This is a genomic window from Methanomicrobiales archaeon HGW-Methanomicrobiales-1 (assembly GCA_002839675.1).
Classification (GTDB): Archaea; Halobacteriota; Methanomicrobia; order Methanomicrobiales; family Methanospirillaceae; genus Methanoregula.
Genome location: PGYM01000001.1, coordinates 968,547 through 982,001, shown reverse-complemented (window position 1 = coordinate 982,001; position 13,455 = coordinate 968,547). Strand labels below are relative to the sequence as shown.

Here is a 13,455-nt window from a genome sequence, read left to right as displayed (position 1 = left end):
TGATGCGTTTGCCGAAAACGTGCATTTGTCTCTCCATAGTTACTCCTTTTTTTGTTTTCGAATTGCTGCGATAAAGATAATGCATGCGATCGCAAGAATGGGAAGGAGGGCCGGGAGTGGTGCGGGTTGGTTTGTTGAGGTGGTCGGGTCAAATGTATATTTCTGCGTTTCCACAAAACCGGGGAAACAGGACATGATTAATGTCTTTATCTGAGGTATATCATCTGCCAGATCAGATCGCCCGACCACTCCGTAGTATGCGATATAATAATTCTCTCCCGGGAAGTAGTCGGTAGAAAATAGTATGAAATATCCGGATGTATCATTCGCGACATATTTTGTGGCATTGATCTGTTTTGCACGTAATCTGGCAATCCAGGGGTCATTCGTCCGGGTAAGTTCTTCAGTTATATTCAGGACAATGGGAGAGAGCGTGCCGTGTTTTTTTAAATATTGAAACAAATCGTCTTTATTCGTTTTGAACGTGGATCTGTCATTAAAATACCAGACTTCGGAGATGTAGGCTTTCCCGGTTTTTCTAAAAGAAAAATTCCTGAAACCCCGGTATTCCGTCAGATGGGGAAACGGTGATGATATTCCATTATCATAATACGTGGAACTAACGTCAAAACCTAAATCAATGGATTGATTATAGTATGGCCCGGTCGGGTTCGGCAGCAGATAAAAAGACCGGCCTTCTGGCGGTGGAGGCGTTGCATGTACAATCTGAATACAACAACTGAACAGCAATACCGCATAAAAAATTGTAATCCAGTGAAATTTATTCATTTTTACGCATCCTTTTTTTAGCGGCTATCATAATGATGCATCCGATTGCTATGATGGTAAATAGTGCTGGAAGCGGGGCTGGCTGTGTGACTGAAGAAATTGGGGAATAGGAAACATTTGCATCAGTCACCGATTTTGTCTCTTTATTTATCATTCCTGGTGAATTGAGCAAAAACCACTGATACGCAATTTCGGATTCATCATGCGGATCCAAAAAATTATGGGAACTCACCTGAACGATATATTCATCCGGATAGTAATCGGTTGTATTAATCGTGTAAGACCATGAGCGAAAACTTACCTCATCCGATCCTCGCACAACGGAAGTGGACCCCTCATAAACCGGCCTGCGATAGGCATCTGCCATGGTAGGATGTCTGAAGCTGTTGGGCCAGACAGAAATGAAGAGAGTTTGCCCGACCGGTTGTGCAGTTTTTCCCTGAATCGTGAATGAATCCCCGGTTATATGGTTCTCTATCGTGTCAATGGTTATTATATCCGGATATCCTTTTGCGGGACCCGAAGTTGAGTTATTATCTGCTGCAACAGTTTGGATTACGACTATCATTAAAAAGAAGAATGTAATCACTATTGCACTAAAACCAAATTTTTTCTCTTTCCATTGTTTCATCATTAACGATCTCCCGGTCTGTTTTGTCTGATAGTGATCAAAGAGATACAACAAAGTGCAATTACCGGGATTAAGGTTGAAAGTGGTGCGGATTGTGGTGTTGGTGTACCCGTACCATTCCCAGAAACAGCAGAATAGGGTGTCAGGTTTACGCGAAAGATCGATGACCCCTGGTGAGAGCCAGATACGGTGAGATTGATCTCCATCTCCTGGGCATCTGCCGGGATCGGGTCCATTTTATACATCGATTGGAATAAGTGGGGTGGTTCACAACTTACGTCATGATAAAAAAATTGCCGGGGGGTGTTGTGATCGATCGAAAACTCTCCCTCAATGGATACGAAATCCAGATAACACCTTTTCCATCCAGAAGGGTGAGTCCAGAAAGGGATCTCTTCTGGAACCTGGAACGTGAAAAATACATCTCCGGTCGTATTGGTGAGATGGATTGATTCCAGCGTTACTGATACATTATCCACAACCTGTGTCTGGTTGACCCGAATATCCGCCATCAATGCACCGCCCTTTGGCAGGATAACGATATCGACAGAACGGGAATATGGCTCCACGTGAGTGAAGTCCAGGTCTCCATCAGGATTTTCCGAAAGCAAATAATAAACGGCAATCGTGTAGAGCCCGGAATCAACCTGCATCCCTTTTGCATCCTTTTGATCCCAGGCAAAATCGAAGGTAAGATTGTGTCCTGGCAAAATTACAGCAGTATCCGGGGAACGCGGGAATGCAAGGAAATCGGTCTGGTTCCGGTTACTGATTCCCCGTTTGGGAGGAAAGCCCATGATAGTGATGGGATCCGGCCCCTGGTTCGTAAGAGTGACTTGCACATCAACTGGTTCTCCAAAAGCATAAGAGGGCAACTGCCCCGATGCGAACAACGGATTATGAGAGGGAGAAAGGGAAAGATCAACAGATGGTGCGGCCTGGGCAGATCCAGCGAGCGCCAGAAATAGCATAAATAATCCCGGTATGAGGAACTTTCCCGGGAGTTGAGATTGTTTCATTGCTTGCATCGCCTCGCAATAAGGAACGCCGCACACACAAGTGAACCTATGACAATTCCGGTCGGGATCGGTAACGCTCGATTCCGGGAGTTTTCGGCATTTACGCCCGATGCGGGGATGTTGCTGGATAGGCTGCCGCTTTGTTCAGAATGAACAGTGAATGATGTATCATTATTGGTTCCGTACCGGTATGACGTAACAATGATCTTATAGTCATCTGGTTTCAGGTCCGGGGGATTTATGGTAAACGACCAGATATTTCCCTGCGATCCTTTTTGAACATTCACCACACCAACAGCCCCGCTCTGGTCTGTCCCTTTGGGTACGAGTGTATGATTCAGTGAAAATACCTCAACAAGGAGTTCATCACCAGAAGGAAGATTGGTTGTCCCGGAGATTGGGAAAGACTCGTTCCGGGCATGCGGTCTGATCGGATCGATGATAATCATATACGGATTTCCCGTTGCGATTGTACCCGGAGAGGTGAGATTGAAAATTGCCGATGCGTTGATCGTGCTGTCACCGGGATACTTTAGCGAGATGAAGTATTCATCCGGGTACGATCCGGTTGTGTTTACTTCGTAGGACCAGACATTCAGGTTCTTGTTATTATATTTCACTCGGACACTTGTTGGGATATGGTCGTACCACGGATCGCTCTGCGGGGGAATTCCCGGGTTGAACGATCCCCCGTAAATGCTGATAGGGAGTTCAGTACCTGCGGGAAGAATGGCTACGCCATGAATAAGAAACACATCGCCGACCACGTGATCTCCGACAGGATCTATGGACAGTATATCATATCTGTCAGGAATTGAATCCACTCGGGAGGTGGAGTTTGGGTGACGGTCGTATTCGGCATTCACCATCTGTTCCGCACGTTCTTTACCAAAATGTTCCGTGAGGTATTCGATATATTGCCAGTTTACTGCAAAGAACTGTTCTCTCGTGAGAGGATGGTCGACTTCGGTTGTATTGAGGGGTAACTCTTTCGATGTAATGAGGGGGAGGGTAACACCATTGATGGTTACCGTGCCGTTGTCATTTACGATGGGGCCGGTGCCGGAATTATTCGTGGGATTTTCTGCGGTCACGAGCGGAATCATGATCAGTGTCGCCAGTGCCAGTATGATTACCATGAAACCGCTTATCCGAAGAGGTTTCATTGGATCCTCCTGATCAAGAGTAATGCACCGGCACAGATGACCAGTGCTGCAACCGAAATTATAGCCGGGAGCGGTGCGGGACGGGAGGGATATTGAAACGGTTCTACATTCGTATGACTATCAACAGGCACAAGTGTGGAGGGTACAAGCGGGGTCACGGGTTCAATAATCGTCGCATTGCCCCACCGGTTGAAGAAATAGAGGTTTCCTCCTGCATTTGCAGCCAGATAGTTTCCATCAGAAGACATCATGACCCGGTGCAGGTAAGGATCTTTTTCCCCGACTTGATAATCCCAGAGCTTCCGGCCATTAGCATCAAATAATGCCATGTGATTTGGTATTGCACGCTCAGGCGCAAACAATGCCGCGACAACCGATCCATTTCCCGAGACCGCTACGTCATTCACATATCCCGGATATTCAATGTGCCAAAGGAGATTCCCTGAATGATCGTAATAGAGCAACCGGTATTGGGACGATCCAACAAGATACCCGCCATCGGCAGATATCGAAACGGCTGTCATCCGGAATTGTGACAGACGCTGCCACGTAATCTCTCCCTCGCGGGTGAAATAATACACATGGTCGTTGCTCACCGCCGCACCCGAGCTCCCGTTGAAAGAGAGGGAAATATCCGTAATCCACGCATTGATCGGATAACTCCAGACGAACGTTCCATCCCCGGTGAAATATTGAATCGAGTCTGACCGGGGGCTTGCAATCCATTCCCCATCAGAAGAAACAACCACCGACCGATAATAATTGACAGGTAAATTTCCAATCCGGTTGCCGGTCCGATCGAAAATTTCCGTAGTTTGACCGTTCTTTACAAGAATAACAGATCCATCCGATGATATGGATATACCTTCGACCTCGTGTTCCATCTCTTTTCTCCAGAGGATCGTCCCGTCACGATCAACTAGCAGGACTTCTCCGGTAGATTCCGCCATGGTCCACGCATCTCTCCGGATTCCGATGGCACAGTGCGATCCATCACCGCTGACCGCGACCATGGCTGATTTTCCATAATCATAATATGACCAGAGGGGAGTTCCGTCAGGTAAAAACATACGGACTATGCCATTTTGTTCTGTGCCGAGTGCCCCGACATTCCCGCTCGAAGCGAGCGCGAAATTCAGGTTGTAGGTGTCGAAACGGTCAGTCCAGATCGGACCGGGAACCGTATGAGAAATTCCTGCACGTGAAGATTCGGCCGGATACATGAACGGGGCTGACCAATAGAGATAATACTCGGTCAGTCCTCCAACTTCCGGAAGGATATCAATGGAGAAGGATTGTTCCTTACGATCATCAGGATACCTGAACGTTATCGTTTTGGGATACTCTGGATGACCGGGGATATTACGTCCCGGGATCTCTATAGTGCACAACGACTGAGTTACCGTTCCCCGTAATTCTCCATCGATGAATACCTTCACCCCATCTTCCGGCCAATAAATCCGGTAAGTCCTGACCGATTCATTCGCTGAAGGTCCCGGTTGCCGGGTCTGAATCCAGCGGGGAAATACTTCAACATACTCTCCCGAAACCGGCGCATCGGGCAGGGTATCCGAAAACACGGTCCTGTTGCCGGATATAACTGAATATCGATGGTAATCCCGTGACAGGTCATTGACAGGAATCAGAAGCGAATTGTTTTGAATCCTTCCCATAAACTCGCTGCCGAAATAAATCCCGGTATTATTATTGTCAGGCCAGTGCATGACATAATAGCCGGGGTTCTGGATCTGGTTCTCAACACGAGCCGGGATGGTGTCAGTGCTCGCCGCATTCACCGGTGAGATCATCACTGCCAAAAGCAGAATGAGCATTATGACAAAATATCTCTGAAGAGGTTTCATTGGATCCTCCTGATCAAGAGTAATGCACCGGCACAGATGACCAGTGCAGCGATCGAAATAATCGCCGGGAGGGGTGCGGGTTGGTTTGTTGGTGCGACCGTACTATTAACCGCAATTGAAGATTGAATCGTTGGCGTCACCAGTGCAGAGCTTGGATTATTTGCTGTCGTTTGTTTTCCTTTAATGAGCGTGAAAATACCATTGACGGTTATATCATTGAATGTGGATGAATCGAGTGAAACAAAATACTCATCCGGTCTGAATTCTTTTGTGTTGAGAGTAAATGACCAACTGTTGTTTACGGAATTTCCCGCAACCACCCGGGTTGTTCCTGATGCATTGCTTGGGTTTCCGAACCGCGGGCCTCCGGGATTGAAAGCGCTCGTAAACACATAATAGTCAAGATCTTCACCTGCAGGAAGATTTGTTGTCCCGGTTATGACAAAAATATCTCCGATCGAATGGATATTAACAGGATCTATATTGATAAAGAACGGTTCGCCCACATGGATGAAGGAAGGCCGGCTCTTTGTACTGGTACCTTCCGGGCTGGTAACGGTCAGGTTCACGGTGAAATTGCCATCCCTCTGGTAAGTATGGGTTGGTTTTTTGTCGGGGGATTTTGTGCCATCGCCAAAGTCCCAGAGCCATTGTGTGATCGTGCCTTCAGAGTATTGCAGGAATTCAACCGTGCAGGGTGCCGGATGCGGGGTATAAATCGCTTCAAAATGAGCAACGGGCAGGAACGGGCCGACATGGATGAAAAACCAATTTTCCACCGTATTGTTTCCGGCAGGTCCGGAAACCGTCAGGCTCACGGAGTAGTTTCCTTGTTTCTGGTAGGTATGCACCGGGTTTTGTTCGGCCGATATACTCCCATCGCCAAAATTCCAAAGCCATCCCGTGATATCGCCCAGTGAATTATCAGTAAAGGTAATAGAAAGCGGTGCATAATCAGCTCGCTGGGGATCAACGCCAAACTGTGCCAGAGGTGGCCGGGGACCAACAGTGACACCGCCCGGGAGACCCCCGGTAACGGTACGGGTATCACTACCAGACGGGCCACGGACAACGAGGGTTACATTGTAAGTGCCATTGACCTTGTAGGTGTGGACCGGATTTCGGTCTGTGGAAAAAGATCCGTCGTCAAACGACCAGTTCCAGGTCGTGATCGCCCCTTCCGAGCAATCAAAAAACTGTACCTCCAAGGGAGGATTTCCCTCATTCGACTTTATCGCGAACGATGCAACAAGCAGTGCCGGTGTTGGTATTGCGAGACCTCGCTCTGTTGCATCAATGATTGTCATCACCAGCAGGTTCCCGGACACTATATAGGTTATATTCCCCTCGGAATCAATGAAAGCGCCATTTGGTACGGAATGGGTGTGCTGGGCACCGGTATCATAGACGGCGAGGAGCTGGGTACCTTCTGCATTGAAAACACGGTTGATACCATCATCCGACTGGAGGATGATTGAACCTGCGGGTAAGAGGTAAACGCCGGCCTGGTCCCCGGTGCCGAATTCCTGATTCAGGATCACTGGTTCCATTGAATTGTTGACCTGCAATGCCGGAAGGGAATATTTCCCGGAGTCCGGGATGATTATTTTCTGGCCGTTTTCAGCTGAAACCTGTGCAACAAGTGCCACCGTTGCAATGAGAACCAAAACGATCAGAAGGCCACTCGTCCGAAAAAAATGATGGGAACTCATGATATCATATCCGGTTTTTTTGCATTACAAAAATATCTCCTGGGAATTTTCCCCACTGTTGTTCTCAGACGCAGGGTAATTTCCCGGGTAAATAGTATCGGCATCATTGAATCCATCATATCTTTCACCCGGGATACTCCTTACGGGCAAACAGCACCCGGTCATCATCATTGAATTCAGCAAGAATTTTTTCCTGTTCGGTCTTGTTCATGACAGGATCGATATTAATGGAGACGGTTTTCATGGGTTTCAGGTGTACACCCAGTTTTGTAAGGTGAAGGAAATTCGCTTCTTTCGGAGCGCCGATACGAACCGGGATAGTGATCATACCGTTTTCCCGCTTCGGGATCTCAATATATTCCCCCCGGGAATTTACTCGTTCAGGGATGGTTACGGATGTATCGCCCGCAAGAATCAAAAACGTCCGGTTGTAATCCGCTTCCGCGACACTGAAGTAAAAGTCCCTTGCAATCGAAGCGGGCCAGATCTGAACCGTGTATTGGCAGGGAATCCGGTGGCTGCTGATGATCTGGATGATATCACGGTCGCTGAGTGACGCATCAACATCAATATACGTGAACCAGTCTGCCTGCTCACGCCAGACCAGTGCCTCCTTATTCAGAGTCGGGCGAACTTCAGGCCCCGGGTAGAGGGGGTTGAATAGTGCCGGGGGGTTCCCATACACGGGTGTATTGTTGGCGATATACGTACCGAGTGCTACAATTTCCTTATTGGTCAATGGCCGGTCCACAGGAATTTCCTGCGATTTTGCAAACGAGATAAAATCCCGGTCTTTGTTATTTTCCGTATTCCAGCGTTCGACATTTTCTGCAAAATCCTCCGGTGTCACTTTGGAAAACAATGAGGGGTACGCATCAGTTTCCCCGGTTCTGGTGACCGTTTCTGACCGGGTGTTGAGGGTATACGTATCGACAAGAATCCGGTTGATCCTGCGGGTCTCCTGATTCTCCACCTCCATCATTACAGTGACATTGTGGCAGCAATTGTCGGCAAGGGAATAGACCGGCCGTACCGTGAGCACGGTCTCTCCGGGAAAATCACGGAGAGCCGTTTCCTGAGCGACCCGCGTTGCGTTTACGAGATCATAGCTCCCGGCAGAAGAGTCAAGACCCCACGGGTGGGAGAACAGCCCCTTGTTGGCGGCAACAATAATTTCTCCGATAGCTCTCCCGCTGCGTTCGACACTGAACACATAGGAGAGTTTATGCCCGGCAAAATCCTCGATGGCAACCGGATCCCGGCTGCCCAGCGTGGCATCGCGATAGGACAAGTCTTCATAAATCTCCGGCCGGTCAACCTGCCGGTCCCAGAGTACGGATTGTGCCCGGGTCCGGGCAGTCTCAACTGGCACGACATTTTCCCGTATCAACTCATCGGTAACGGGGCGGATGTCAATTTTTTCCGGGGAACCATCGGTCTCCTGTGCGGGGGAGCCATCAGCGGATTCACCCGGTGATTCCCCCGCATAATAATTCCGGATAATACTCGCATTCTCCTCCGACAGCGGGAGTCGGATATCAATTCCCTGCGCCATTGCATAATCGACGATCCTGCTGGCATTTGATTCCTGCAACTCCCACTGCGCAATCCGGGCCGGGTATTCGCTCTCCGGGATGGAATCCAGGTACGACCAGGCATATTCATGGCCCTTGTAATCTTCAGATGCATGGTCCGGAACGATCTCATGCGTAAATGCATCGACAATGATCCTCTCGCTGACTCCGGAACTCGTGTTCCGGATCATGATCCTGCTTGACAGCATCGGATAACCACCTCCGTAAAGAGCGGGAACATTTGACAGAAGCGGGTAATCCGGGTACCGGGCTTTAACGATCGCTTCTGCATCCTGTGCAATCAGAGAGTGATTGTACGAGGGTGCTCCTTCATATATCCGAAAAATCCCGTGCCCCATCAGTTTATTTGCGGCAGTCCAGAAATATCCCGGGATGCCTCTATTGTTCCGGACATAAAATTCGTAATACTGCGGCTGTCCATTGATATCATAAAGGATGACCGGTGTAGGATCAAGGCTTGCGGTGTTCCAGTTGGGGTTGGCAGCATAGGGGCCATCGAGAGTAAATCTCCAGAATGTCAAGAGGGTCTGGTTATACGCTGTTCCAACGGGTACGGTATTGGGATCATTATTAACGAACAATGAAGAAGAATTTGATAGATTTTCCCAGTGCTTACCCGAAGCACTCGCACTATCTGTGCATCCTGCGCCCAGCAGGAAGCAGACGATCAGCCCGGCAACGATGCTGCTGGCAATAATAACAGAAACAAATTTTTTCTTCATAAATTATTCCCCCGTCCCAAACGTCTGTTGCTCATACGCACCCACTGCACGGAGAATCACGCTCTGTCCGATGCACGCAACCAGTATCGCGATTATGTATAAGGATAACAGGAAAGGAACTTCCGGTGGGAAGCTGGTGGCAGGTAAGCTATTGTAAAAATATTCTGAAATGGTGACCGTAAAGATTGCACCGGCAACGATCCATATACCGTTGACCGTGATCCGGTCAAATGTCCGCTCGAAAAGGAACAGAGGCGTAATGACCGCAAACGCAAGAAGGGCAAAGGCAATAAGTCCCGCATACTCCGGACCATGATAACCCGACATGCCGGTGAGCCAGAACCCGGTAAGAACAAGGGTGACCGGAATTGCAATAACGATAATTCTTCGAATCATTGTTGAACGAATCCCGCTCATAAGAAGGGTGAGGCTCAGGGCACAGCACCCGATACAAAACGGGGTGAACAGGAAGATTACGATGATTGGCACAGCAAGATATGCCAGGTAATTGTGCTGCAGGTGCGCCAGTTTTAAGCCCAGTTCCTGCAGGAATTCATACAGTCCCAGTACTATGAGGCCAAACAGCACCATCTCGAAAAACCGGAACATCTGGAAGATAATGTCAGTGGTCTGTATGTCCAGCATGGAGGTAATGGTGCCGGTTGCTGCCGGGCCAAACAATGCTGCAAACCCCATCAGGAACGCGGAAAGGAATGAGATGACAAAACAGGCAAAAAATAACAATCGCGGATATTTTGGCCGGAGGTGAACTGCCATGAGATGCCAGGCAAAAATTGCGCCCAGGGCCATGATAGTCAGGCCAAGAAATGAGGTAATAATAAATGAGGACGAGCCAAGCGATATGAACTGGCCGGTAGTCAGGAAAGTCCGCAGGAAATTCTCATAGGAATAATTTGCCAGTGACAAGATGACTGCGATAATAATGGCGACAAGCAACCTGACCGAACGCCGGGGGATCCGGTTGATTGCGGTAAACAGGAGCAGGGCATATCCCCCGACAAGGAGCGGCGGGATGAGGAAGACAATAAAATAACCAAACAGGGGCCCTATCAGGGGAATATCGATAAACGGGTTCATGAAAACCACCCTGCCAAATCGCCAAACGGCCCGAAGAGATCAAGTTTTCCGGCCCCGAAAATATATACCGGATTTTTAAGCGGCCACCCCGTCAGGCTGTACCCGATCACCGGCCCGGGCTGGCCGGGGTTGGTTGCGTTCACGTTATACATGACCATGAGTGTGAGCGGGGATTCGCACCGGGTAAACGGGAAGGAACACGGCCTGTTTACCATGCATCCATTGCTCCCGCACCAGGTCACGTTCGGGTAAAGACGGGCCGTGGTTGCATTCATCGTGTGGATGGGTTCTGGTTTTAGTATGTTGCTGTAACGTGACATGTCCTTCTGCCCGGCGAGAGTATCTGCGTGAGTCAGGTAGTACGACGTGTCCATTGTCTGATTCTCTGCACTCACTCCGGGAATTGCAATAATTCCTGTCAGCAACACGATGAATATGATACAAGACCAGGATTTCGTCGCTTATCCCCCCGTTGCATTGACCATCAGCGGGAATGGCTCGCTGTCAGTTCCCGGTTTTTTCCCGTAAAAGATCCAGACCGGGGTACATACGTTTGGCGGCGTTGGTTGGGCCGAAGCATCGGGAAGGTGGGTCTCGACATGGTACCCGAACTGCACCCGGGTGATGTTATACCCGAGAATACTGCACTGGACGGGGATGAGCAGTTCCTGCCGCTGTAGTTTTTCCCATGCACTTTCTGCAGAGATGATCGGACCATCCCCGGCATACTCAAGCGTGCTCCAGTCTTTGGAGATATCCAGAAGTTCCCCGCCTTCTCCGAGCGAAACCGTTATCCCGGAACCCATAACCGGAGAATCGTTGACATACTGGCGGTACATGACCCGGGTATTCTGCGGGGACTGCTCCTCGACCATCCCGGTCCTAAGATTATATTTGTTCATGAATGACTGCTCAGTTCGTTCAAGGACCGCATCGGCCGGAAGTCCCCCGTATTTTGCAAGGGCTTTTTCTGCCAGTACGGGTGCTTCAGCAATCGATGGGATATTTTCTCTTACCAAAAGAGCAGTTCCGGTGCCGGAAGAAAATTTCTGTACAGATGTCACGCGGTAGTAGGGAACGGTTTTTGGAGATGCAGGCAGCGGGACTTCAAGAGTCATCACTGTGTCGTATACCAAAGGAGCGGGGGATGGACCTGCATTTCCGGAAACAGGAAGAGGCAACTGGTAGCCCGTAATCCCGAGCACACAAAAAACAAGGATAAGACACCCGGCAAGGAAGACTGCGATGACAAGCCCGCCGCCTATCTTCATCAACTCGTGTGCATTCATAACGGTAGAGCGTCCCTTGTGTTTTTTGTTCTCTGGTATTTCAGTGCCTTGGCCGACGGGATTTTCCCGGGCACTTCTGCCGCAGGAACCCAACCCGGGCGGGCAGGACGCGTCAGATTACATTTCCGTAAACAGGATTATTTGCGGGTGGTGTTGCCCGTCTGCCCGCTGGGCAGGGTGAACCACGGGAAACCCGGTGACGGATTATCCCCGCCCTGCGAGATCTTATACTCAAAGGACTGCGTATTTCTCGGCATCACGGCAAGCGTCCACTCGCCCGGTCTTCCCTGTGCGGAATACGTGAAGATATACTGGGTCCCGCTCTCCTGGTACTGACCCGGCCGGTCACCGTTAGTCTGCATCGGGTCATTACCCAGGTTCACCGAACCCTTGATCACTTTCTCCACGAGAACCAGGTTGGCATTTCCGTCCGGCCCGGTGAGCGTGGCATCAAACGAGGGCTCCCTGCGGGGTATGTCCCGGGGAGTCCCCGTCTCTGTCATGGGCATCATCATGTACATCGACGAACTGAGTTCGAGCGATAAGGGCTCCTGCGTTGTTACCATGAACTTTTTGGAAAAACCTCCCTCAGGTTGTTTCCAGATCTGGAAATTGAGCTGGATCCGGTTCTCCTCCATCCGTATCGCAGGATCATCGATACCGAGGTCCAGGTTCCCGTTGAAGTACCCGCTGGCGTTCTGCGGCACATTCACCTTTAGCGTGATCGTCCCGTTCTGGCCCGGCGGAAGGTTAAACGGTCCGCTTACGGTGAACGATTTTGCATCCAGCGGGGGTGCCTGCGGCCCGTATGACCCATAGGACGGGTAGCTTTCGTCGCCAATCCGGGCATTCAGGGCTAGGGGCGTTTTTCCTTTATTTTTGACATCAATGGTATAGCTGTACTCCCCGCCGGATTCCAGCTGGTCGCTGATAAAGGGAGTGGAGATGAGGATGACCGGAGAAGATGCAACACTGACACTGAGCCCGAGCGTATGGATATAATTGGGAAACGGCTGGGGGTAAGGGGTGGGATATGTCTCGTCGGTTAAGGTGAGCATCGAAGAATATGATCCCCGCACGGTATCCTCCGGCACGGTAGTTGTCATGGAGAATTTCGCGCTCTCACCGGCAGGGATATCGGCACTGGCGGGAGTTATCACAAACCAGGAATTCTCGGCAACATAGGGTCCGCCATAGGGTTGCTGCCGGACTATGGGCTGGACATGAACGCTTTTGGTGTCCCGGTTACGGACCGTTACGGTCATCTCTTTTTTCTCGCCCGGTTCGACTACGAAGTTCATGTACGAGGGCGTCAATTCTAATTTCGTGTAACTGGCCGAACTCTCGCCGGAAGGTGTTGGTTCGGGAAATGGTATGGCAATCGCCTCACTTCCGGCTGCCGAAACCATCATTCCCACCGGGGCACTCCCGATACTAACGGGACTTTCAACAGCAGAACAGGTAGTGATGATGAAAAAAAGCACCATGATTGCAAAAATTCCTTTGCCGGTATTATGTTTCATATTAAATCAAAATCCTTAATTAATTCAATTTTTACATCTCATGGTATAT

The 13,455-nt window shown here is 49.7% G+C and carries 11 protein-coding genes; all 11 read right to left on the bottom strand.

Translation table 11 applies throughout. The annotated features are described in order from the left end of the window. Positions 1-39: 39 nt before the first annotated feature. Positions 40-789 carry a hypothetical protein gene (locus tag CVV30_04925; protein PKL70696.1) on the bottom strand — a complete coding sequence of 250 codons (750 nt, stop codon included), beginning with the start codon at positions 787-789 and terminating at the stop codon, positions 40-42. Further along, positions 782-1,423: a hypothetical protein gene (locus CVV30_04920; GenBank protein ID PKL70695.1), complete on the bottom strand. Its 642-nt coding sequence runs from the start codon at positions 1,421-1,423 to the stop codon at positions 782-784. Before CVV30_04920 ends, CVV30_04925 begins: the two co-directional genes overlap by 8 nt. Next, entirely contained in the window at positions 1,423-2,217 is a 795-nt protein-coding gene (locus tag CVV30_04915) for a hypothetical protein (protein ID PKL70694.1), read from the bottom strand. The genes CVV30_04920 and CVV30_04915 overlap by 1 nt, the downstream gene beginning before the upstream one ends. Positions 2,218-2,435: 218 nt before the next feature. Beyond that, positions 2,436-3,605, bottom strand: coding sequence for a hypothetical protein (locus CVV30_04910; protein PKL70693.1), 1,170 nt, complete (start codon positions 3,603-3,605; stop codon positions 2,436-2,438). After that, the gene (locus tag CVV30_04905) at positions 3,602-5,467 is read right to left on the bottom strand and encodes a hypothetical protein (protein PKL70692.1); all 1,866 of its coding nucleotides are present in this window, start codon (positions 5,465-5,467) and stop codon (positions 3,602-3,604) included. The genes CVV30_04910 and CVV30_04905 overlap by 4 nt, the downstream gene beginning before the upstream one ends. Next, complete coding sequence (locus CVV30_04900) at positions 5,464-7,179, bottom strand: hypothetical protein (protein PKL70691.1); 1,716 nt, start codon at positions 7,177-7,179, stop codon at positions 5,464-5,466. The genes CVV30_04905 and CVV30_04900 overlap by 4 nt, the downstream gene beginning before the upstream one ends. 124 nt (positions 7,180-7,303) lie before the next feature. Beyond that, positions 7,304-9,496, bottom strand: a complete 2,193-nt coding sequence (locus CVV30_04895; protein PKL70690.1) for a hypothetical protein — start codon at positions 9,494-9,496, stop codon at positions 7,304-7,306. Positions 9,497-9,499: 3 nt separating this feature from the next. Continuing rightward, the gene (locus tag CVV30_04890) at positions 9,500-10,594 is read right to left on the bottom strand and encodes a hypothetical protein (protein ID PKL70689.1); all 1,095 of its coding nucleotides are present in this window, start codon (positions 10,592-10,594) and stop codon (positions 9,500-9,502) included. Further along, positions 10,591-10,968, bottom strand: a complete 378-nt coding sequence (locus CVV30_04885; GenBank protein ID PKL70688.1) for a hypothetical protein — start codon at positions 10,966-10,968, stop codon at positions 10,591-10,593. Before CVV30_04885 ends, CVV30_04890 begins: the two co-directional genes overlap by 4 nt. Before the next feature lie 87 nt (positions 10,969-11,055). After that, positions 11,056-11,883, bottom strand: coding sequence for a hypothetical protein (locus tag CVV30_04880; GenBank protein ID PKL70687.1), 828 nt, complete (start codon positions 11,881-11,883; stop codon positions 11,056-11,058). A gap of 137 nt (positions 11,884-12,020) precedes the next feature. Next, positions 12,021-13,406: a hypothetical protein gene (locus CVV30_04875; protein PKL70686.1), complete on the bottom strand. Its 1,386-nt coding sequence runs from the start codon at positions 13,404-13,406 to the stop codon at positions 12,021-12,023. Positions 13,407-13,455: the final 49 nt, after the last annotated feature.

Bases quoted from the DNA above. Each gene is read 5' to 3' on its own strand.
- CVV30_04925 (PKL70696.1), bottom strand. From the start codon at position 789: ATGAATAAATTTCACTGGATTACAATTTTTTATGCGGTATTGCTGTTC.
- CVV30_04920 (PKL70695.1), bottom strand. From the start codon at position 1,423: ATGATGAAACAATGGAAAGAGAAAAAATTTGGTTTTAGTGCAATAGTG.
- CVV30_04915 (PKL70694.1), bottom strand. From the start codon at position 2,217: ATGGGCTTTCCTCCCAAACGGGGAATCAGTAACCGGAACCAGACCGAT.
- CVV30_04910 (PKL70693.1), bottom strand. From the start codon at position 3,605: ATGAAACCTCTTCGGATAAGCGGTTTCATGGTAATCATACTGGCACTG.
- CVV30_04905 (PKL70692.1), bottom strand. From the start codon at position 5,467: ATGAAACCTCTTCAGAGATATTTTGTCATAATGCTCATTCTGCTTTTG.
- CVV30_04900 (PKL70691.1), bottom strand. From the start codon at position 7,179: ATGAGTTCCCATCATTTTTTTCGGACGAGTGGCCTTCTGATCGTTTTG.
- CVV30_04895 (PKL70690.1), bottom strand. From the start codon at position 9,496: ATGAAGAAAAAATTTGTTTCTGTTATTATTGCCAGCAGCATCGTTGCC.
- CVV30_04890 (PKL70689.1), bottom strand. From the start codon at position 10,594: ATGAACCCGTTTATCGATATTCCCCTGATAGGGCCCCTGTTTGGTTAT.
- CVV30_04885 (PKL70688.1), bottom strand. From the start codon at position 10,968: ATGGACACGTCGTACTACCTGACTCACGCAGATACTCTCGCCGGGCAG.
- CVV30_04880 (PKL70687.1), bottom strand. From the start codon at position 11,883: ATGAATGCACACGAGTTGATGAAGATAGGCGGCGGGCTTGTCATCGCA.
- CVV30_04875 (PKL70686.1), bottom strand. From the start codon at position 13,406: ATGAAACATAATACCGGCAAAGGAATTTTTGCAATCATGGTGCTTTTT.